General features: G+C 70.5%; 18 protein-coding genes and 1 tRNA gene. 7 read left to right on the top strand and 12 right to left on the bottom strand.

The window, feature by feature from the left end; translation table 11 throughout:
- Positions 1-152 precede the first annotated feature (152 nt).
- The gene (locus QBJ89_RS19320; RefSeq protein WP_277982093.1) at positions 153-722 is read left to right on the top strand and encodes a hypothetical protein; all 570 of its coding nucleotides are present in this window, start codon (positions 153-155) and stop codon (positions 720-722) included.
- 194 nt (positions 723-916) lie between these two features.
- Here the strand turns inward: QBJ89_RS19320 and gltB are convergent, their stop codons facing one another.
- The 6 genes from gltB to QBJ89_RS19290 form a co-directional block, all read right to left on the bottom strand.
- Positions 917-5,422 (bottom strand): glutamate synthase large subunit, encoded by a 4,506-nt coding sequence (gltB, locus tag QBJ89_RS19315; RefSeq protein ID WP_277982092.1) that lies wholly within the window; start codon positions 5,420-5,422, stop codon positions 917-919.
- The gene (locus QBJ89_RS19310; protein WP_277982091.1) at positions 5,419-5,892 is read right to left on the bottom strand and encodes a hypothetical protein; all 474 of its coding nucleotides are present in this window, start codon (positions 5,890-5,892) and stop codon (positions 5,419-5,421) included. Before QBJ89_RS19310 ends, gltB begins: the two co-directional genes overlap by 4 nt.
- On the bottom strand, positions 5,889-6,185 hold the full coding sequence (locus QBJ89_RS19305; protein ID WP_223011412.1) for a nucleotidyltransferase domain-containing protein: 297 nt from the start codon (positions 6,183-6,185) through the stop codon (positions 5,889-5,891). Before QBJ89_RS19305 ends, QBJ89_RS19310 begins: the two co-directional genes overlap by 4 nt.
- Positions 6,182-7,621, bottom strand: coding sequence for an NAD(P)-dependent oxidoreductase (locus QBJ89_RS19300; RefSeq protein WP_277982090.1), 1,440 nt, complete (start codon positions 7,619-7,621; stop codon positions 6,182-6,184). The genes QBJ89_RS19305 and QBJ89_RS19300 overlap by 4 nt, the downstream gene beginning before the upstream one ends.
- 152 nt (positions 7,622-7,773) lie before the next feature.
- The gene (locus QBJ89_RS19295) at positions 7,774-8,583 is read right to left on the bottom strand and encodes an undecaprenyl-diphosphate phosphatase (protein ID WP_277982089.1); all 810 of its coding nucleotides are present in this window, start codon (positions 8,581-8,583) and stop codon (positions 7,774-7,776) included.
- Between the two features lie 45 nt (positions 8,584-8,628).
- Complete coding sequence (locus QBJ89_RS19290; protein ID WP_223011409.1) at positions 8,629-9,558, bottom strand: complex I NDUFA9 subunit family protein; 930 nt, start codon at positions 9,556-9,558, stop codon at positions 8,629-8,631.
- A gap of 155 nt (positions 9,559-9,713) precedes the next feature.
- Here QBJ89_RS19290 and QBJ89_RS19285 point away from each other — a divergent pair.
- Positions 9,714-9,800 (top strand) — tRNA-Leu (locus QBJ89_RS19285).
- Entirely contained in the window at positions 9,771-10,763 is a 993-nt protein-coding gene (locus QBJ89_RS19280; RefSeq protein ID WP_277982088.1) for a TonB-dependent receptor domain-containing protein, read from the top strand. The genes QBJ89_RS19285 and QBJ89_RS19280 overlap by 30 nt, the downstream gene beginning before the upstream one ends.
- A 19-nt stretch (positions 10,764-10,782) precedes the next feature.
- Here the strand turns inward: QBJ89_RS19280 and QBJ89_RS19275 are convergent, their stop codons facing one another.
- Positions 10,783-10,980, bottom strand: coding sequence for a hypothetical protein (locus QBJ89_RS19275; RefSeq protein ID WP_277982087.1), 198 nt, complete (start codon positions 10,978-10,980; stop codon positions 10,783-10,785).
- Between the two features lie 206 nt (positions 10,981-11,186).
- Here QBJ89_RS19275 and QBJ89_RS19270 point away from each other — a divergent pair, with 206 nt between their 5' ends.
- The 3 genes from QBJ89_RS19270 to QBJ89_RS19260 all read left to right on the top strand — a co-directional run bounded on the left by QBJ89_RS19270 (position 11,187) and on the right by QBJ89_RS19260 (position 13,667).
- Positions 11,187-12,065 (top strand): hypothetical protein, encoded by an 879-nt coding sequence (locus QBJ89_RS19270; RefSeq protein WP_277982086.1) that lies wholly within the window; start codon positions 11,187-11,189, stop codon positions 12,063-12,065.
- Between the two features lie 82 nt (positions 12,066-12,147).
- Positions 12,148-12,813: a hypothetical protein gene (locus tag QBJ89_RS19265; RefSeq protein WP_277982085.1), complete on the top strand. Its 666-nt coding sequence runs from the start codon at positions 12,148-12,150 to the stop codon at positions 12,811-12,813.
- A 254-nt stretch (positions 12,814-13,067) separates the two neighbouring features.
- Positions 13,068-13,667, top strand: coding sequence for a CAP domain-containing protein (locus QBJ89_RS19260; protein ID WP_277982084.1), 600 nt, complete (start codon positions 13,068-13,070; stop codon positions 13,665-13,667).
- Positions 13,668-13,807: 140 nt separating this feature from the next.
- Here QBJ89_RS19260 and QBJ89_RS19255 read toward each other — a convergent pair whose 3' ends face one another.
- A complete protein-coding gene (locus QBJ89_RS19255; RefSeq protein ID WP_277982083.1) occupies positions 13,808-14,587 on the bottom strand; it encodes an SDR family oxidoreductase in 780 nt (259 codons plus the stop codon).
- Between the two features lie 496 nt (positions 14,588-15,083).
- Here QBJ89_RS19255 and QBJ89_RS19250 point away from each other — a divergent pair, with 496 nt between their 5' ends.
- Positions 15,084-17,459 (top strand): membrane-bound PQQ-dependent dehydrogenase, glucose/quinate/shikimate family, encoded by a 2,376-nt coding sequence (locus QBJ89_RS19250; RefSeq protein ID WP_277982082.1) that lies wholly within the window; start codon positions 15,084-15,086, stop codon positions 17,457-17,459.
- 87 nt (positions 17,460-17,546) lie between these two features.
- Here QBJ89_RS19250 and QBJ89_RS19245 read toward each other — a convergent pair whose 3' ends face one another.
- The 4 genes from QBJ89_RS19245 to rph all read right to left on the bottom strand — a co-directional run bounded on the left by QBJ89_RS19245 (position 17,547) and on the right by rph (position 20,328).
- Entirely contained in the window at positions 17,547-17,867 is a 321-nt protein-coding gene (locus tag QBJ89_RS19245; RefSeq protein WP_277982081.1) for a hypothetical protein, read from the bottom strand.
- Between the two features lie 92 nt (positions 17,868-17,959).
- A complete protein-coding gene (locus QBJ89_RS20275) occupies positions 17,960-18,214 on the bottom strand; it encodes a DNA/RNA non-specific endonuclease (protein WP_431522558.1) in 255 nt (84 codons plus the stop codon).
- Between the two features lie 777 nt (positions 18,215-18,991).
- Positions 18,992-19,618 (bottom strand): RdgB/HAM1 family non-canonical purine NTP pyrophosphatase, encoded by a 627-nt coding sequence (rdgB, locus tag QBJ89_RS19240; RefSeq protein WP_277982080.1) that lies wholly within the window; start codon positions 19,616-19,618, stop codon positions 18,992-18,994.
- The gene (rph, locus tag QBJ89_RS19235; RefSeq protein ID WP_223011391.1) at positions 19,615-20,328 is read right to left on the bottom strand and encodes a ribonuclease PH; all 714 of its coding nucleotides are present in this window, start codon (positions 20,326-20,328) and stop codon (positions 19,615-19,617) included. Before rph ends, rdgB begins: the two co-directional genes overlap by 4 nt.
- Positions 20,329-20,365: the final 37 nt, after the last annotated feature.

Here is a 20,365-nt window from a genome sequence, read left to right as displayed (position 1 = left end):
ACCTTGTTTCGGGATCCACCGCGCCGCGTACTCAGGTGCCGCGGCGCCTGCGGGACGGTGGATCCTGAAACGAGTTCAGGACGACGCCGGCGGGGGGAGAGCGCGTCGCCGCCCCGCCGGGTCACGCCGCCGGGTGACCGCGGCGCCGCGACGTGGCAGCGGCCGTACCGATGCCGTCGCCCGAGCCCTCCGCCACCTCGCCGCCCGCCGTCGCCGCGCTCGTCTCGCTGGTGGCGCTCGCGGTCGGGCTGACCCTGCCCGACGTCGACCTGCGGCTCGGGCTGGGCCATCGCAGCGCGCTGACGCACAGCCTGCTGCCCGCGCTGCTGCTGCTCGCGTGGCGCCAGCGCGCCGCCGCCTGCGGGATCGCCGCCGGCATCGCCGTGCACCTCGCCGCCGACTGTTTCCCGCGGCGGATGACCGGCTATGCCACGGTGAAGCTGCCGCTCTTCGGCGCGCTGCCGCCGCTCGAGTCCTACGCCTGGCTCGCGCTCAACGCCGCGGCGGCGCTGCTGCTCGCGGCGTGGTGGGCGCGACGGCTCCACGCGCCGGCCGCGCGCGCGCTCGTCGGGCTGGCCGCGCTCGCCGCGGCGCTGCGTTATCTGTGGCACGATCCCGGCGGCTGGCCGGTGCTCGCGCTGGCAGGCGGAGTGGCCTTCGCGGTGGTGCGGGGGAAGCGACGCTCGCTCTTCCGTCATCCCCCCGATCGCGAGGAACATTAGACGCTGACATGGCACTCGGCGCTCCCCACCTCCGTCATCCCCGCGAAGGCGGGAATCCAGAGACGCTGACCTGGCGCCTCTTTCGCTGAGGTCCGCGCGTCTGGATCACCGCCTGCGCGGGGATGACGATCGGGGAAGGGGGCACGATCATGGGAGGGCGAAGCTAACACTCTTGGGCTTCGCCCCGCCGCCCCTCACTCCGCCGCCACCAGCGTCTCCGCATCGTCGAGCGGGTGCGCCAGCCGGGTGAGCATCTCGCGCGGCACCACCTGCCAGATCGAGGCGATGGTGCGCTCCCAGTCGTCGAGCAGGCCGCGCGACCAGCGGCTGTCGGTCGCCACCGCATGTTCGGCGATGAGCGAGCGCAGCTGCTCCTCCCAATGCGCCGCGGCGACGCGCTGCCAGGTGATGTTCTCCGGGTTGGCGGAGCGCGCGAAGCTGCCGTCGGCGTCGTAGACGAAGGCCATGCCCCCGGTCATGCCCGCGCCGAAGTTGGCGCCGACCGCGCCGAGCACCACCGCGACGCCGCCGGTCATATATTCGCAGCCGTTGGCGCCGCAGCCCTCCACCACCACGGTCGCGCCCGAGTTGCGTACCGCGAAGCGCTCGCCGGCCTGGCCCGCCGCGAACAACTTGCCCGAGGTGGCGCCGTACAGCACGGTGTTGCCGAGGATCGTGTTCTCCTGGCTGCGCAGCGGCGAGGACACCGCCGGGCGGACGATGATGGTGCCGCCGGACAGCCCCTTGCCGACATAGTCGTTGGCGTCGCCGAACACCTCGAGCGTGATGCCGCGGCACAGGAAGGCGCCGAGCGACTGGCCCGCCGAGCCGCGCAGCCGGATCGTCACGTGCCCCTCGGCCAGCGTCGACATGCCGAACTTGCGCGTGATCTCGCTGGAAAGCCGCGTGCCCACCGCGCGGTGCGTGTTGCGCACCGAATAGGTGAGCTGCATCTTCTCGCCGCGCGAGAACACCGGCGCGCCGTCCTTGATGATCTGCGCGTCGAGGCTGTCGGGCACCTCGTTGCGGAAGGTGCTGAGCGAGAAGCGGCGCTCGGCGTCGGTGGCGTCGACCTTGGCGAGGATCGGGTTGAGATCGAGGTCGTCGAGATGCTCGGCGCCGCGGCTGACCTGGCGGAGCAGCTCGGTGCGGCCGATCACCTCGTCGAGGCTGCGCACGCCGAGCCGGGCGAGGATGTCGCGCACCTCCTCGGCGATGAAGGTCATCAGGTTGATCACCTTCTCGGGCGTGCCGACGAACTTCTGCCGCAGCGCCTCGTCCTGCGTGCAGACGCCGACCGGGCAGGTGTTCGAGTGGCACTGGCGCACCATGATGCAGCCCATCGCCACCAGGCTGAGCGTGCCGATGCCGAACTCCTCCGCGCCCAGGATTGCGGCGACGACGATGTCGCGCCCGGTCTTGAGCCCGCCGTCGGCGCGCAGCTTGATCCGCCCGCGCAGGCCGTTGAGCGTGAGCACCTGGTTCACCTCGGAGAGCCCCATCTCCCACGGCGTGCCGGCATATTTGATGCTGGTCTGCGGGCTGGCGCCGGTACCGCCGACATGGCCCGAGACGAGGATCACGTCGGCGTGCGCCTTGGCGACCCCGGCCGCGACCGTGCCGATCCCCGCCGAGCTGACCAGCTTGACGCAGACGCGCGCGCGCGGGTTGATCTGCTTGAGGTCGTAGATCAGCTGCGCCAGGTCCTCGATCGAGTAGATGTCGTGGTGTGGCGGCGGGCTGATCAGCGTCACGCCCGGGGTGGCGTGGCGCAGCTTGGCGATGAACTCGGTCACCTTGAAGCCGGGGAGCTGCCCGCCCTCGCCGGGCTTGGCGCCCTGCGCGACCTTGATCTCGATCTCGTCGCAGGCGTTGAGATACTCGGCCGTCACGCCGAAGCGCCCGCTGGCGATCTGCTTGATCACCGAGTTGGCGTTGTCGCCGTTGGCATAAGGCGTGTAGCGCGCCTTGTCCTCGCCGCCCTCGCCGGAGACCGCCTTCGCGCCGATCCGGTTCATCGCGATCGCCAGCGTCTCGTGCGCCTCGGGCGAGAGCGCGCCGAGCGACATGCCCGGCGTGACGAAGCGCTTGCGGATCTCGGTGATCGCCTCGACCTGGTCGACCGGCACGCCCTCGGTGGGAAAGTTGAACTGGAGCAGGTCGCGCAGGTAGATCGGCGGCAGGTCGGCGACGCCGCGCGAGAATTGCAGGTAGCTCGAATAGCTGTCGGTCGCCACCGCGGTCTGCAGCAGGTGCATCAGCTGCGCCGAATAGGCATGCGCCTCGCCATTGTGACGCTGGCGGTAGAAGCCGCCGATCGGCAGCGTCGCCACCGCCTGATCGTACGCCGCCTCGTGCCGCTCGGTGGCGTTGACGTGGAGCGAGGCATAGCCCTCGCCCGAGATCTTGGCCGGCATGCCCGGGAACAGGTCGTTGACGAGGCTGCGGCTGAGCCCGACCGCCTCGAAATTATAGCCGCCGCGATAGCTGGAGATCACCGAGATCCCCATCTTGCTGAGGATCTTGAGCAGCCCCTCCTCGATCGCCTTCTTGTGCCGCGCGAGGCAGTCCTCGAGCGACAATTTGCCGAACAGCCCGCGCGCGTGGCGGTCGGCGATCGCGGCCTCGGCGAGATAGGCGTTCACCGTGGTGGCGCCGACGCCGATCAGCACCGCGTAATAATGCGTGTCGAGGCACTCGGCCGCGCGCACGTTGATCGAGGCGTAGGAGCGCAGGCCGCGGCGGACGAGGTGCGTGTGCACCGCCGCAGCGGCGAGCACGCCCGGGATCGCGACGCGCTCCTCGCTGATATGCTCGTCGGTGAGGAACAGCTCGCTCTTGCCCTCGCGCACCGCCTGTTCGGCCTGGTTGCGGATGCGCTGGATCGCGGCGCGCAGCTTCTCGGGGCCGCCGCCCGCCTCGAAGGTGCAGTCGATGTCGGACGCGGCCTGGCCGAAATAGCCCTTGAGCCGCGCCCAGTCGGTCGAGGTCAGCACCGGGCTGTCGAGCACCAGCACGCGCTCGCGCCGGTCCTCGGTGTCGAGGATGTTGGCGAGGTTGCCGAAGCGCGTGCGCAGCGACATGACGTAGCGCTCGCGCAAGGGATCGATCGGCGGGTTGGTCACCTGGCTGAAGTTCTGGCGGAAGAACTGGCTGATCAGGCGCGGCTTGTCCGAGATCACCGCGAGCGGCGTGTCGTCGCCCATCGAGCCGATCGCTTCCTTGCCGCTCTCGACCATCGGCGACAGGATCAGCTCCATGTCCTCGATCGTCTGGCCCGCGGCGACCTGGCGCCGCGTGAGGTCGGCGCGGGCGTAGCGGGTGAGCGTGTCGACGGGCGCGGGGGGCAGGTCGGCCATGGTGGAGAACTCGCCGATCATCGCGGCATAGTCCTGCTCGGCGGCGATACGGTCCTTCACCTCGCGGTCGCGCAGCACGCGGCCCTCGTGCAGGTCGACCGCGATCATCTGCCCCGGCCCGAGCCGGCCCTTGGCGATCACCGTGCTCTCGGGCACCACCACCATGCCCGCCTCCGAGCCGACGATCAGCAGCCCGTCGGCGGTCTCGGTGAAGCGCAGCGGGCGCAGCGCGTTGCGGTCGACCCCGCCGACCGCCCAGCGCCCGTCGGTCATCGCCAGCGCGGCGGGGCCGTCCCACGGCTCCATCACCGAGGCGAGATACTGGTACATCGCGTGGTGCGCCGGCGGCATGTCGTCCGAATAGGCCTCGGGCACCAGCATCAGCTTGGCGGTGGGCGCGTCGCGGCCCGAGCGGCAGATCGCCTCGAACGTGGCGTCGAGCGCAGCGGTGTCGGAGGCGCCGGCGGGGATCACCGGCTTGATGTCCTCCGAATGCTCGCCGAACGCGATCGAGGCCATGCGGATCTCGTGGCTGAGCATCCAGTTCTTGTTGCCGCGCACGGTGTTGATCTCGCCGTTGTGGGCGAGGCAGCGGAACGGCTGCGCCAGCCACCATTGCGGGAAGGTGTTGGTGGAATAACGCTGGTGAAAGATCGCGACGCGGCTCTCGAAGCGCTGGTCCTGCAGGTCGGGATAGAAGACCGACAGGCTCTCGGCGAGGAACAGCCCCTTGTAGATGATCGAGCGGCAGCTCAGCGAGCAGACGTAGAAGCCCTGGATCTGCGCCGCGATCACGCGCTTCTCGATGCGGCGGCGGACGAGGTACAGGTTCTTCTCGAACTCCTCGGCCGAGACCTGATCGGGCAGCGGCCCGGCGATCATGATCTGCTCGATCTCGGGGCGCGTGGACTGCGCCTTGAGCCCGATCACCGACACGTCGACCGGCACCTGGCGCCAGCCGTAGATGGTGTAGCCCGCCTCGATGATCGCGCTCTCGACGATGGTGCGGCAGGTCTCCTGCGCGCCGAGATCGGTGCGCGGCAGGAACACCATGCCGACCGCGAGGCGGTTGGGCATCAGCTTGTGCCCGCTGGCGGCGACGCAATCGTCGAAGAAGCGCACCGGCAGGTCGACGTGGAGGCCGGCGCCGTCGCCGGTCTTACCGTCGGCGTCGACCGCGCCGCGGTGCCACACCGCCTTGAGCGCGTCGATCGCGGACTGGACGACGCGGCGCGAGGCGCGCCCGTCGGTCGCGGCGACGAGGCCGACGCCGCACGCGTCGCCCTCGAATTCGGGGCGGTACATGCCGTGCGTGGCGAGGTGGGTGCGGGGATCGGTCATTGGGAGAGACCTCCGTTGGCAACGAACGACTGGGCCGATCGTGCGGTCTGTGTCAGCAGCGGGATGGCGGCATGCGCCTGGGTCAGCAGGTCGAGCTGCGCCTCGGGCGCGAGCGGGTAATCATGGACCAGCCGGTTGCGCAGCCGGATGATCGCGGTCCAGGCGAAGCCGTCGTCCAGGATGCCGAGCTTCTCGGCGAAGTTCGCGTGGTCCTGGGCGAACCAGCCGCGCGTCTCGACCAGCATCAGCTTGGGCAACAGCCGAAACAGCCGGGCGAGCTGATCCTCGGTCTGCTCGACCGACTTGAGCAGCGCGCGCGAGGCGACACGCCGGCCGCGATCCATCGCAGCGAACTCCGTGGTGTCACGCGGGAGGGTGCCGAGCGCCTCGGCGTCCTCGTCAAGCGCGACGAGGAGCGCGTCGAGCCGGGCGAGGATGGCGTGCAGCACGTCGGTCTCGCCCTGGGTCACAGCACGATCCCGTCGCGATAGGCGATCTGCTCGAAGCCGCGCGGCGTGCCGCCGCGCTGGGTCACGATCACGTCCACCTTCTGCGGCTCGATGCGGCGGAACAGCACGTCCTCGAAGGTGCCGCGCGCGCGCCACTCGTCGTCGAGCGGGTCGGTCTCGACGTGCAGGTCGATGTCGCCGCCGCGCAGGTCGTCGCGCACGCGGCTGCCGAACAGGCGCACCACCGCGCCCTCGCCGAACGCCTCGCGCGCGGCCTCCTTGATCGCCGCGACATAGTCGGGCGGCAGCCTCACGCGGCGACCTTCTCGCTCTTCGCTTTCGCCCGCAGATACTGGTGCATCGTCGCCGCGACGTCGCGGCCGTCGCGGATCGCCCATACCACCAGGCTGGCGCCGCGGACGATGTCGCCCGCCGCGAACACGCCGTCGAGGCTGGTCATCAGCGTCTTGGAATCGACCAGCACGGTGCCCCAGCGCGTGACGCCCAGCTCGGGCGCGTCCCACAGCAGCGGCAGCTCCTCGGCGTCGAAGCCGAGCGCCTTGATCACCAGGTCCGCCGCCATCGTCTCGGCGCCGCCGGGGGCGACCTCGGGCGCGCGCCGCCCGCTCGCGTCGGGCGCGCCGAGCCGCATGCGGTTGACCTCGACCGCGCTCACCTTGCCCTCCGCGCCGGTGAACTTGGCGGGGGCGGCGAGCCAGACGAACTCGACGCCCTCCTCCTCGGCGTTGGCGACCTCGCGCTGCGAGCCCGGCATGTTGGCGCGGTCGCGGCGGTAGAAGCACTTCACGCTGGTGGCGCCCTGGCGGATCGCGGTGCGGACACAGTCCATCGCGGTGTCGCCGCCGCCGATCACCACCACGTCGCGCCCCGCGGCGTTGAGCGAGCCGTCCTCGAAGGCGGGAACATGGTCGCCGAAGCCCTTGCGGTTCGACGCGGTGAGGAAGTCGAGCGCGGGGACGACCCCGGCGAGGTCGTTGCCGGCGAGGTCGATCGCGCGCGCCTGGTAGACGCCGGTCGCGATCAGCAGCGAGTCGTGGCGCGCGCGCAGTTCGTCGAGCGTGGCGTCGCGGCCGACCTCGAAGCCCTCGTGGAAGACGATCCCGCCCGCCTTGAGCCGCTCGACCCGGCGCATCACCACCGGCTTCTCCAGCTTGAAGCCGGGGATGCCATAGGTCAGAAGCCCGCCGGCGCGGTCGTGGCGGTCGTAGACGTGGACCTCATAGCCGTGGCCGCGGAGATATTCCGCCGCGGTGAGCCCGGCCGGGCCGGCGCCGATCACGCCGACCGACTGGCCGCGCGCGGGGCCGGGGACGAGCGGCTCGACCCAGCCCTCTTCCCAGGCGGTGTCGGTGATGAACTTCTCGACCGAGCCGATCGTCACCGCGCCGTGGCCGCTGAACTCGATCACGCAATTGCCCTCGCACAGCCGGTCCTGCGGGCAGATGCGGCCGCAGATCTCGGGCATGGTCGAGGTGGCGTTGCTCAGCTCATATGCCTCGCGCAGCCGGCCCTCGGCGGTGAGCCGCAGCCAGTCGGGGATATGGTTGTGGAGCGGGCAGTGGACCGAGCAATAGGGCACGCCGCACTGCGAGCAGCGTCCGGCCTGGTCCTCCGCCGCGGGGGTGGCGTAGCGTTCGGCGATCTCGCGGAAATCGTCGGCGCGGTCGGCCGCGCCGCGCTTGGCGGGATAGGATTGCGCGCGTTCGACGAACTTGAGCATGTCGGCCATCGGTGTCCTCCGATCGCCGACGTGTCACACCGATATAGGCGAGTCACGCGCTTTCTAGTCGATACGTCAGCAAAGCTGCCGCAAAAACTTCGATTGTTGCGCGGCCGCGCAGCGTCCTTCCTCTCGGGCGCGAGAAGAAGGTCCGCTCCGGATCAATGTAGCGCGAGCAGGACGAGCGCGAGCGTGCCCGCGACGATGCGATACCAGGCGAAGGGCGCGAAGCCGTGCTTGGTCACGACCCCCATGAACCAGCGGATCACCAGCAGCGCGACGATGAAGGCGACGACGAAGCCGATCGCGATCGCGCCGTAATCGACGTGGCCGGGCAGGTCGCGGCTCTTCCACAGCGCCAGCGTGGTGGCGCCGAGCATCGTCGGGATCGCGAGGAAGAAGCTGTACTCGGCGGCGGTCTCCTGATCGACGCGCATCGCGCGCGCGCCCATGATCGTCGCGCCCGAGCGGCTGACGCCGGGGATCATCGAGATGCACTGGACGACGCCGATGCCGAGCGCGACGCGCCACGACATCGTCTCCACCTCGCTCTTGGGGGCGGGGGGGACGGTGCGCTCGATGAACAGGATCGCGATGCCGCCGACGATCAGCGCCACCGCCACCACGGTCGGGCCCACGCCGGGCGCCTCGAGCACCTTGCGGATCGAGGAATAAGCGATCGCGCCGACCACCGCGGAGGGCAGGAAGCCGAGCAGCACGTTGCGGGTGAAGCGGATCGCGCCGGGATCACGCCGCAGCAGCCCCTGGCCGACGTGGAGGAAGCGCCGCCAGAACAACACGATCACCGCCAGGATCGCGCCCAGCTGGATGACGATGTCGAAGGTGGCGTCGGCTTCCTTGAGCCCCAGCAGCGCGCCGGCGAGCACGAGGTGCCCGGTGGAGGAGACGGGCAGGAACTCGGTGACCCCCTCGACGATGCCGAGGAGGATGGTGATCAGCAGGTCGTTCAATGTCGTTCTCCCCCCGAGCTCAGCGGCGCGTCTCCCGCGCGCCGATCAGCCCGCGGTCTGGTTGATCATGCTGAAGCGCCCCGCCTTGCGGTAGCGCACCAGCCAGTTGGGCGCGACCGCGTCGATCGGGGTCGGCTCGACGCCGAGCGCGGCCAGCCCCGCGGCGCCCTGGCCGACGACGCTGTCGTGGCCGAGCAGCTTCCACTGGTCGCCCGAGATCGGCGCGAGCGGCAGCGCGGCGAGCAGCGCGCCCGCGCCGTCGGGCACCGTCACGAAATGCGGGCGGCGGCCGATATGCTCGGCGACGCGGCGGTTGAGCTCGAGCATCGTCAGCACCTCGGGCCCGCCCAGCTCATAGGTGCGGCCGGCGTGCGCGTCGCGGTCGGCGAGCGCGGCGAACACCGCCTGCGCGACGTCGACGACATAGACCGGCTGGAAGCGCGCCGCGGGGCGCAGCACCGGCACCACCGGCAGCCGCGCGATCATCCCGGCAAAGCGGTTGAGGAACTGGTCCTCGCGCCCGAACACGGTGGAGGGGCGCAGGATCGTCGCGGTCGGGTCGGCCTGGCGCAGCGCCTGCTCGCCCGCGCCCTTGGTGCGCGCGTAGACCGAGTCGCCGTCCGCGTCGGCGCCGATCGCGGAGACATGGACCAGCGCGGCGCCCGCGTCGCGCGCCGCCTCGGCGACGATGCGCGCGCCCTCGACATGGACGCGCTGGAGATTGCCCGCGAAGGTGCCGACCAGATTGACCACCGCGTCCGCGCCCGCGACCGCGCGCTGGATCGTCTCGGGCCGCGCGATGTCGGCGGCGACGAACTGGGTCTGCCCCAGCCCGCCGAGCGGCTTGATGAAGAAGGCCTGGCGCGGGTCGCGCTGCGCCACGCGGACGCGCGCGCCGGTCTTGAGCAGGGCCTGCGCGACATAGCGCCCGAGGAACCCCCCGCCGCCGATCAGCGTGACCAGTCTGTCGTTCATGCCGTCCTTCATCTCGAACGCCTTTCCGCTACGCGCGCCGCTCTGCCCGCCGCGCCGGCCGATGACAAGGCCGGATGCGGCAGTGCGGCGAGGTTCGTAAAAATGCGTGTTGACAAGGGCGGCGACCACCCCCTAGAGGCGCCGGCCTACCCCGTGCCCAGATGGCGGAATTGGTAGACGCACCAGCTTCAGGTGCTGGCGATCGCAAGGTCGTGGAGGTTCGAGTCCTCTTCTGGGCACCATTTCCCGACAACGGCAGGGACCTGCCGGCCACCGGCCCCCGCATCGATCTCCGCCGTGGGCGCTGCCCGCGCCGAGGAAGTCGGACGTCGTCTTCTGCGCCTGCCAGCGACGGCTCGGCTGCCGGCCCGCAGGCGCAGGGCGCGCGCTACACCGCGGTCCTGCCCTCGGCGAACCTGAGCTACGAGATCACCCCCGAGCTGTTGCTGCGCGGCGCGGTCGGGCGGGCGCTGAGCCGTGCCGATCTCAACGACCTGCGCTACGGCGAGTCCTGGGCCGGGCAGGCCGGGCGGCTGACGCTGGGCCTCGGCAACCCGGCGCTCAAGCCGCAGTTCGCGACCGATTACGACCTGTCGCTCGAATATTATCTGTCGAAGGTGAGCTACGTCTCGGTCGCGGGCTTCCGCAAGGATCTCTCCGACCTGTTCCAGTCGCGGACGATCCAGGCGACGCTGCCGCTCGCGCCCGAGCGCGTCTTCGTCACCCAGACGGTCAATCTCGCACGCGGACGCGTCGACGGCGTCGAGGTCGCGGCGCAATATACGCTGGGCGATCGCTTCGGCTGGCTCTCCGGCCTGGGAGTGAGCGCCAATTACACGCATGTCGACGCCAGGACGCGCGGTGCCGCCGGCGCGTGCGGCTTCACCGGTATCTCGCCCGATTCGTACAATGCCAGCGGCTTCTACGATAACGGTCGGCTGGAGCTGCGCGCCTCGTACAATTGGCGCTCGTGCTGGACGATGGCGTGCGACTGGGGCGGGGCCGGGGTCGACCAGGTCCATGCCGCTTATGGCCAGGTGGATCTCGCGCTGCGCTACAATTTCAACCCGACGCTGCAGCTCTTCGCCGACGTCACCAACCTCGCCGACGCCGACAGCCTGATCGACGGCGGAGTCGGATCGCGCTTCATCGAGCGCGGCGTCAGCTATCGCCGCGTCAACGCCGGGGCACGGCTGCGCTTCTGACGCGCGGCCGCGCCGCGGCTCAGAGGCTGATGCCGCGCCGGGCCATCTCGCGCGCGGCCATCTCGCCCAGCGCGCCGCGGCGCTCGCCCCGGAAGATGTCGGCCAGGTCGAGCAGGTCCTCGTTCTCGAGGCCCGCGACCGAGCGCTCCACCTCGGCCAGCATCGTCACCGCACGCGCGTCTCGGGCGGCAAGCCGCTTCTTCCGGGTTCTCAGCATGTCACCCGCGTAACATGATGCGGCGCCGTGCGGGAGCCCCCTGTGGAAGTCGATGCCGCGGCGCCGTGGGCCGCGACGCGGGCCGGCGGGCGGGACCGTTCGCCGCCGCTCTGACCCGGCGCGGGGATCCGGCGCGGGCAGCGGCTTGCCTTGTTGGAGAATGTTGCTCAGATGTTCTCGTTGCGTTCAAGGTGGAGCGACACGAGTTGAAGTTCAATCCTTGGCATGATCCACACGACGGCCGCTTCACGTCGGATCCGGGAGGTGACGGCGGCACGAAAATTGCGCTGACCGAGGATCGGGAACTGCCGCCGGTTCGCACGCGGGCGGAAGCAGACGCATGGCGCGCCGAGCAGCTTTCGCGTCACGGTGACCGGCCGGATAATCGCGCAGCGATCGAGGCGCGGTACCAGCAGTATCTGCGTGCACTGGCGGCTCAGCCGCACGATCCGGCGGCGGCGACGGTCGACTTCGCCGCCGGTGTCGGCGAGGGCGTGACCGATGTCGCATTGAGGAGCGCCGCCGGCCTCAAAGCCGCGCTTACCACTAACCCTTTAACCACGATCGCGGAGACTAACGCCGGCGTGGCGGCGATGATCGACGGGGCGATATCGGCGGAGGACACGCCGGCGCACGTCCAACTGGCCCGCGCCGCCGCCGCCGTGGCAAACGCGTCGCCGCGGGAGCTCGGTCACGCCGTCGGCGCGACCGCGGCGGAGGTCGGGATCGCGGTCGCGCCCGGTGCGGCGATCAACAAAATCGCGAGATTGCGGCGCCTGAGTGCCGTGGCGCCGCGCGAGCAGCTGCTGCCGCCAGACATCGGGTGGATGGAGGAGCCTCACACGTCCGACGCTCCGTGGGTGGTGTATAACGACGGCGCCACCGGTGCCCGACCGAACCAGGCGCCCACGCTGACTCGAACCATGCCGAATGGGAGAATTCGGCCGGTCAAGTTCGACGGGATCGACGGCGACTATCTGATCGAGCGTAAGCTGGGTTTGCAGGATCGCGCCGGCTCGCGCGGACAGATGGCAGGCAGGCGCAGGCGCTGGAGGAGCAACGGCAATTTGCCGTCTGGGAAGTAGAGGACGCTTATCACGCCAAAATAGCCAGTAGAATGGCCAGAAAGGTTGGAACGAGGAGGATCAAGGTGAGGATCGTAAAGCCATGACGATATTGGATCTCGCTCGTATCTACGCGTCAGCCTATATTTTCATCGAACAGGTCGGCGAGGAGCTGCTTGATCTCGACGCCAACGTCAGATTGGGAGAGTTTATCGGATTTGCACTCGATCACGTGGGACTGGAGCATTTTCCTTCCCTGATCGCCGCGTTGGGAGCTGTTGCCGACACGCTGGAGAGCGAACGGGCCTCGATCGTCCGTGACATACCGGAGAGTCACGGACTGCCGTACCGGTTGGAGCTGTCGACGAGAGTCGAGGCGAATATCGCCTCCCAGCGCGCGGTCTGCGAGCTCGCGGGCATCGTTCCCATCGCGGCGGTGGCGGCGCATGTCGTGGCGGTCTTCACCCTGCTGCTCGAGCGCTGCGGCGACGAGGAGATCGAGCCCGGCGTCGACGACGAGGGGATGCGGCGGCTCGCGGCGACGCTCCACGCGCTGCCGCCGGCGTCGCTCGCCGAGCTGGTCGCCGCCTTCGACGTGATCGCGTCCGATTTCACCAGCGACGCCGATGCCGTCCGCGCGATCCCGCGCGACTTCAAGCTGCTGGAGGCGCTGGCGGGTGCGGCGCCGGTGGTGGAGGCACCCGCGACGCTGCGCCGCGCGCGCGCCGGCCTTCCGCCCCGCGTCTCCGTGCCGCGGCTGATCGGGTGACGATTGCCGGCGGGGAACCGGCGAACCTCCGAAGTCGGCGAGCTCCTGCAGGCGCGGGCAGGAGGGACGGGGCGGGCGGTCGGGGGCCTATGGTCGCGGAGCGACCGCCCGGCGCCCGCGACCGCCGTGCTCCCGCGCACGGGAGCCGGGGAGCTCGACCTCCATCGCCCCGTCCCGCTCTAGCACAGCCCTGCGCCATCCTCCGCCTCGACTCGACATTGCGCCGCGAGTCGCGGGCGCTAGGAGCGCTCGTTGTGTCATCGCAACGAACATTCGTCCTGCTCGCCGTCGCGCTGCTCGCGCGCTCCTCCGCCGATCTCCCCGCCCATGCCGAGCCGTCGCGGCTCGCGCCGCCGCCGCGGATCGGCGCGACCGAATGGCGCCAGCGGATCGATCCCGCGCCGCGCGGGTCGGCGCTGCTGCGCCAGGCGATGCTCGACGAGCACAATCGCGCGCGCGCCGAACTGGCGCTCCCCCCGCTCGGCTGGGACGAGACGCTGGCGCGCGCCGCCGACGCCTACGCCCGCGAACTGGCGCGCACCGGCCGCTTCGCCCACGCCGTCCAGCCGCGCGGCCGCCAACGCCAGGGCGAGAACCTCTTCGCCGGCACGCGCGACGCTTATGCTTATGCCGAGATGGTGCGCTGGTGGCTCGACGAGCGTCGTGCTTTTGTCAACGCGCCCTCGCCGCGCTTCAGCCGCACCGGGCGCTGGCAGGACGCGGTGCATTACGCGCAGATCGTGTGGCGCGGCACCGCGCGGCTCGGCTGTGCGCTCGCGGCGGGGCGGCGCGACGACGTGCTCGTGTGCCGCTACGCCCCGGCGGGCGAGACGATCGGCGAGACGGCGTACTGAGGCAGGGCGGTGGCCGTAGACCATTGACCCGCCGTGCTGCTGCGACCGCAGGCGCCCGGGGCCGCCTGCGCCACCGTCGCGGCGCTGGGCCTCGGCGTGCGCCGCAGCACGCCGGCGGTCGAGACGAGGTGGAACGGCCTCTAGCCCGGCGCCGCCGCCGAGCCGGCGAGCAGCCCGCCGTCGATCGTCAGCTCGGCGCCGGTGAGATAGGTCGCCTCGTCCGAGGCCAGCATCACCGCCACCGCGGCCACCTCCTCGGCGTGGCCGAAGCGGCGCAGCGGCGTGTCCGCCACCAGCGCGCGCATCCGCTCCGCGCGCGCGGGGCCGTCGCCCAGCATCGCCTCCCACATCGGGGTGAGGATCGCGCCGGGGTGGATCGAGTTGCAGCGGATCGCCCAGCCCTGCTGCGCGCAGTAGAGCGCGACGCTCTTGCTGTGGTTGCGCACCGCCGCCTTGGACGCGGCATAGGCGGCGGCGCCGGGCACCCCCACCATCCCCGAGCGTGACGAGACGTTGATGATCGCGCCGCGCCCCGCCGCCTTCATTGCGCCGATCGCGTAGCGACAGCCGAGGAAGGTGCCGTCGAGGTTGACGCGGTGGACCGCGCGCCAGTCCGCCAGCGTCGCATGTTCGGGGTCGTGCGCGACCGCGCCCGCCTCGAACCCGGTCACGCCCGCGTTGTTGACCAGCACGTCGAGCGCGGGAAGGTGGCGCGCGAGCCGCGCCCAGTCGCCTTCCTCGCGCACGTCGAGCGCGCGGAAGGTACAGCCGATCGCGGCGGCGGCGGCGGCGCCCTCCGCTTCGTTCACGTCGGTGAGAAGCACGCGCGCGCCCTCGGCGTGGAAGCGCGCGGCGATGGCGCGGCCGATGCCGCGCGCCGCGCCGGTGACGACGCAGGTCTTGCCGTTCAATCGTGTCATGTCGGTCTCGGGTCAGGAGAGCAGGGGGCGGCGGATGCCGCCGGGCCGGGCCGCCTCAGCGGCGATGCGGGACCATGTGCGTCGACTCCGTTGACCCGTGGGCAGGATAGGCTGGGATTGCGGCGAGGGGAAGCGGGGGAGGGGTGTGGCGAGGTGGCGTAGGGCGAACCGACCGCTGGCGAGGGCTAGCGATCCCGGTGCCCTTCGTTATCCCGGACGTGGGCGGCGCGCGCCGAGCCGCGCGCCGGAAGCGCGTCGCTTGCTCGACACGGCCGGCGACGCCACGCATATCGTCCTGTGTCAGGCGAGGTCGCCTCATCCCTGCCGTCATCCCGGACCACGTCCGGGATGACGGCGCGGGGAGGGGAGAGGTCCTGCACGATCGGGGCGCGCATCTCAGGCGAGAGCGGAAGACGTCGCCCCTCACCCCAGCAACACCCCGTTACTTTTTGCGCGTCGCCGCGTTCTTGCCCTGGATCAACGAGGAAGCTTGTTTATGAGGCGGTTGCTCACCGTGGCGCTGGGATGGGCCGTCGCGCTCCTCGGCGGCTTCTTCGCGGTCGCCGGGGGCGTGCTCGCGTCGCTCGGCGGCTCGCCTTATTACCTCGTCGCCGGCGTCGCGATGGTGGCGAGCGGGGCGCTGCTCGGGCGCGGGCACGCCGCCGGGCGCTGGCTCTATGGCGCGGTCTGGGCCGGCACCCTGCTGTGGGCGCTGTGGGAGGTCGGGCTCGACGGGCTCCAGCTGATCCCGCGGCTGGTCGCGCCGACCGTGCTGCTCGCGCTGGTGCTGCTGACCGGCTGGCGCCGCGGGCCGCGCGCCCGCTCGCGCGCGGTGCCCGCGGTGGCCGCGGGCGTGGCCGCGCTCGCCGGGCTCGGGCTGATGCTCGGCCACCAGGACGTCGCCGCGCAGGGGACGACGCCGGGGAGTGCATCGCGCGCCGCGCTCGCCGCGGCGCCGACCGGCGCGGCCGACGCCGACTGGCGCGACTATGGCGGCACCCCCGCGGGGCGGCGCTACTCGGCGCTGGCGGACATCACGCCGCAGAATGTCGGGAAGCTCCAGCTCGCCTGGACGCAGCGCACCGGCGACCTGCCGATGCCGGCGGAGGCGACCGAGCACAAACGCGAATATCATTCCGAGTCGACCCCGATCCACATCGGCGACACGCTCTACACCTGCACGCCGCACTCCTTCGTCCAGGCGATCGACGCCACCACGGGCAAGACCAAGTGGAGCTGGCACGAGGCCGCGCGGGTCGAGGGCAACAATTACCTCGTCTGCCGCGGCGTCACCTATTTCGAGGCGCCCGCGGGCACGCCCTGCCCGCGGCGCATCTTCGCGCCGACGTTCGACGCGCGGCTGGTCGCGCTCGACGCCGACACCGGCCGCCCGTGCCCGAGCTTCGGCCAGGGCGGCGCGATCGACCTGCGCGCCAACATGGGCACGTCCAAGCCCTCGGACCAGATCGGCACCACGCCCCCGGTGGTGGTGAACGGCCGGCTGATCATCGGCGAGCGCATCACCGACAACGTCAACCGCGACATTCCCTCGGGCGTCGTGCGCGCCTATGACCCGGTCTCGGGCGCGCCGGTCTGGGCATGGGACGTCGGCCGCTCGGCCGACGCGATCCCTCCGCTGCCCGCGGGGCAGGTCTATACCCGCGGCACGCCCAACGTCTGGGGGGCGATCACCGCCGACCCCGACAACGGCTTGGTCTATCTGGGCACCGGCAACGCCTCGCCCGATTACTGGATCGGCTATCGCCGCCCGTTCGACGACCGCTTCGGCAGCGCGATCGTCGCGCTGGAGGCGCAGACCGGCAAGCTGCGCTGGGTGCGCCAGCTGGTCCACCGCGACATGTGGGACATGGACCTGCCGATCGGGCCGTCGCTGTTCGACTATCGCGCGCCGAACGGGCAGGTGATCCCGGCGCTGATCCAGACGACGAAGATGGGACAGGTGTTCTTCCTCAACCGGCTGACCGGCGCGCCGATCGCCGCGATCACCGAGCACAAGGTGCACACCGACGGCGCGACGCCGGGCGTGCGCGTCTCGCCGACCCAGCCCTTCTCGACCGGCATGCCGAGCTTCACCCCGCCTGCGCCGACCGAGGTGGCGACCTGGGGCGCGACGCCGATCGACCAGCTCTTCTGCCGCATCGACATCCGCCGCGCGCAGGGCACCGGCATCTACCAGCCGATGGGGCTCAAGCCGATCATCGGCCACCCGGCGTTCGACGGCGTCACCGACTGGGGCGGCGCGGCGGTCGATCCGGTGCGCGGGGTGATGACGGTCAACACGATGGAGATGCCGTTCAAGCTGTGGCTGATGCGGCGCGACGACCCGCGCGCGGCGGCGCTGATGAAGCAGAAGCAGGGCGGCGAGAACGCGATGCAGGCACAGCTGCAGACGCAATATAACACGCCCTATGTCGCGGTGGTGAAGGCGTGGGTCGGCGTCTTCGGCGCGCCCTGCGTCGCGCCGCCATGGGGGCATCTCACCGCGGTCGACCTCGGCACGCGCAAGGTGCTGTGGCGCGAGGTGCTGGGCACCGCGCGCGACACCGGGCTGTTCGGCTCGCACCTCGGCGTGCCGCTCAAGACCGGCGTGCCCAACCTCGGCGGCTCGATCATCACCGCGGGCGGGCTGGCCTTCATCGGCGCCACCACCGACCAATATCTGCGCGCCTTCGATCTCAGCACCGGCAAGGTGGTGTGGAAGGCGCGGCTGCCCGCGGGGGCGCAGGCGACGCCGATGACCTACCGCGGGCGCGATGGGCGGCAATATGTCGTGATCACCGCGGGCGGGCACGGCGCGCTGGGAACGCGGTACGGGGACTATACGCTGGCGTACGCGCTGCCGCGGACGTGAGGGGACGGGAGGAGCGGGGCATCCCTCTGCCCCTTCTCGCCTCCCAGCCGTCGGCATCGTCACCTCACCGCGCGCCGCGCGCAGGGGTCAGAGCGTGAAGTGAGCCGCATCCTCGTCGGGCGGCCACGGAGGATAGATGATGGGCTTGTCACCGAAAAATTGCCGGACCACGCGCTGCACGCGGTCTAGCAACAATTCTTCAGGGTCGATCGCGTCCGGGTAGATGTACGTCGCCTCGAAGCGCCCGTCGCGAACGAGGTACTCGATCGCAGCCCAGCGATCATCGGATGGCTGCGCCTCCCACAGGTCAAGCAATGCGTCGCCGAGCCGATCGAGTTCTGGCCGACGGTAGAGAATGTGATTGCAGAGGTCCTTGTGGATTGACGGAGCGACGTACCCTTCGTCCACCTCGGCATATAGAAGAGTGTTATCGAGCGGATAGTCTCCGTCCTCTACGAGGAGATTTCCTATTCCAATTAGAAAAGGTACGTTCTCGTCGCTCAGCGTTGTTTCCTTGATTGATCCCTAAATTTCACGCTGTGCTCGGAACCATTCACCTTCCAGAATACATCTTTTGTTGATGGTCGGACGGAGCTACCGTCGAACGCAGGCCTAATCTGAACCTCGATATCTCGACCTTCGTGCTTTGATCTGGCCCATTGATCCTCCATCGAGCGATAGAGACCGCGGTTGAAATTGGCGTCCTGAGCAAAGTGATCGAAGGCGTCTGTCGGGCCGTTGGACCGGGCAGCTATATAGTCCCCCCATCGTCGCTTGGCCGTCGCTCCGATCCTCCTGCCTTCGCCTGCGCCGCCCGGGAGCGGACAGGTATAGCGGCGATCGTCAGATGCCCGGCGACCCGCCTCGTCCGCCCACGCGAGTCGATCTCGAAGGCGTAGCCGTTGCGCGTCACCGTGTGTCGTTGATCGCGCTGGTCAACGTTGGCCCCGGGTGCGGGCGGGGCGTACGGGCCGCGCGATCGCGCCGCCGTCGCGTTGCCGTGATGGGTGGTGTTAGGAGACGGAGGTTGCGAAGGGGGCGGGTCCCAGCTGCCGGTTGCACCGCCGCCGCCGAAGCTGCCGCCATGTCCCGTGAAGACTCGCTTGCGCGGCGAGCTAGCGAGCTGCGGGTCGCCAACCTGGGGTCCCGAGGTGAACCGTCCATCGCGGGGGTCGTGCCAAGGGTTGAACTTCAACTCGACGCCATCGTCGCGCCGTGTCGGCAACGTCCCGGTGCGCAGCTACGTCGCGAATAGACGTCGGCGCTCTGCCGGATCCAGATCTGCCGGTAGATAGGCCCGCGGCATGTTCATCGTGTCGCTCCGTCATGAAGGCGACGAGAACATCTGAGCAACATTGTCTAACAAAGCAATCGACGGGTCGCGCGCGATTGCCAACGCGGGTCAGCGGCTCGTCCGAGCCCACGTCTCGTCATCATCTTTCCAGTGACGCGATGAAAGGTGTGGGAGATCGAAAGCGCGGAGCCGCCGGGCGTTCCCTCTCGTCACGCGGCCTCGCGGGCCTCCACGCCCCTCAGAACACCGCCGCGACCAGCTGCCGGAAGGCGTCGCCGCGATGGCTGATCTCGTTCTTGGCGGGCTCGTCCATCTCGCCGAAGGTGACGTCGTGGCCGTCGGGCCGGAACACCGGGTCGTAGCCATGGCCCTTGTCGCCGCGCGGCGGCCACACCAGCGTCCCGTCGACGCGACCCTCGAACCATTCGACATGGCCGTCGGGCCAGGCCAGCGCCAGCGCGCAGACGAAATGCGCGGTGCGCGGCGCCTCGGGCAGCGCGGCGAGCTTGTCCTCGACCAGCCGCATCGCGTGGCCGAAGTCCTTGCTCTCGCCGCCCCAGCGCGCCGAGAAGATGCCGGGGTCGCCATTTAACGCGTCGACGCACAGCCCGCTGTCGTCGGCCAGCGCGGGCAGCCCCGACAGGTCCGCCGCGGCGCGCGCCTTGAGCTCGGCGTTCATCACAAAGGTGGTGCCGGTCTCCTCGGGCTCGGGGAGGTCGAGCTCGCCCGCGGAGACGACGTCGAGCCCGCGCCCCTCGAGCAGCGCTGCGATCTCGCGCACCTTGCCCTGGTTGTGGCTGGCGATCACCAGCTTGCCCGGGGCGAGCTTGCGGATCGCCTGCGGCTCCTTCCCCTCGCCGCTCACGCGACCGCCTTCGCCTGCGCGGCGAAGATGTCGGTGCAGCCGATCCGCGCCAGCCGCAGCAGGCGGAGCAGCGCCTCCTCGTCATAGGTAGCGTGCTCGGCGGTGGCCTGCGCCTCGGCGATATGGCCGTTCTCGAGCAGCACGAAATTGGCGTCGGCGTCGGCGTTCGAATCCTCGTCATAGTCGAGGTCGAGCACGGGGTTGCCCTGGTAGATGCCGCACGACACCGCCGCCACCTTCTGGCGGATCGGGTCGGCGGCGAGCTTGCCGTCCTTGAGCAGCGCGTCGACCGCGAGCCGCAGCGCCACCCAGGCGCCCGAGATCGAGGCGGTGCGCGTCCCGCCGTCGGCCTGGATCACGTCGCAGTCGAGCGTGATCTGGCGCTCGCCGAGCAGCGTCATGTCGACCACGGCGCGCAAGCTGCGGCCGATCAGCCGCTGGATCTCCTGGGTGCGGCCCGACTGCTTGCCCTTGGCAGCCTCGCGGCTGCTGCGCGTGTGCGTGGCGCGCGGGAGCATGCCGTACTCGGCGGTGACCCAGCCCTGGCCCTTGCCGCGCAGGAAGGGCGGCACGCGCTCCTCGATCGAAGCGGTGACCAGCACCTTGGTGTCGCCGAAGCCGATCAGCACCGATCCCTCGGCGTGGCGCGTGAAGCGCGGCTCGATCGTGATCGCGCGCATCTGGTCGGGGGTGCGGCCGCTGGGGCGCATGAAACTCTCCTTAAGCTCGGACGGTGCCGGCCCTAGC

Source organism: Sphingomonas phyllosphaerae (genome assembly GCF_029623345.1).
GTDB lineage: Bacteria > Pseudomonadota > Alphaproteobacteria > Sphingomonadales > Sphingomonadaceae > Sphingomonas > Sphingomonas phyllosphaerae_C.
This window is presented reverse-complemented; position numbering and strand designations above follow the sequence as displayed.

Bases quoted from the DNA above. Each gene is read 5' to 3' on its own strand.
- gltB (WP_277982092.1), bottom strand. From the start codon at position 5,422: ATGACCGATCCCCGCACCCACCTCGCCACGCACGGCATGTACCGCCCC.
- QBJ89_RS19300 (WP_277982090.1), bottom strand. From the start codon at position 7,621: ATGGCCGACATGCTCAAGTTCGTCGAACGCGCGCAATCCTATCCCGCC.
- QBJ89_RS19290 (WP_223011409.1), bottom strand. From the start codon at position 9,558: ATGAACGACAGACTGGTCACGCTGATCGGCGGCGGGGGGTTCCTCGGG.
- QBJ89_RS19275 (WP_277982087.1), bottom strand. From the start codon at position 10,980: ATGCTGAGAACCCGGAAGAAGCGGCTTGCCGCCCGAGACGCGCGTGCG.
- QBJ89_RS19265 (WP_277982085.1), top strand. From the start codon at position 12,148: ATGACGATATTGGATCTCGCTCGTATCTACGCGTCAGCCTATATTTTC.
- QBJ89_RS19255 (WP_277982083.1), bottom strand. From the start codon at position 14,587: ATGACACGATTGAACGGCAAGACCTGCGTCGTCACCGGCGCGGCGCGC.
- QBJ89_RS19250 (WP_277982082.1), top strand. From the start codon at position 15,084: ATGAGGCGGTTGCTCACCGTGGCGCTGGGATGGGCCGTCGCGCTCCTC.
- rph (WP_223011391.1), bottom strand. From the start codon at position 20,328: ATGCGCCCCAGCGGCCGCACCCCCGACCAGATGCGCGCGATCACGATC.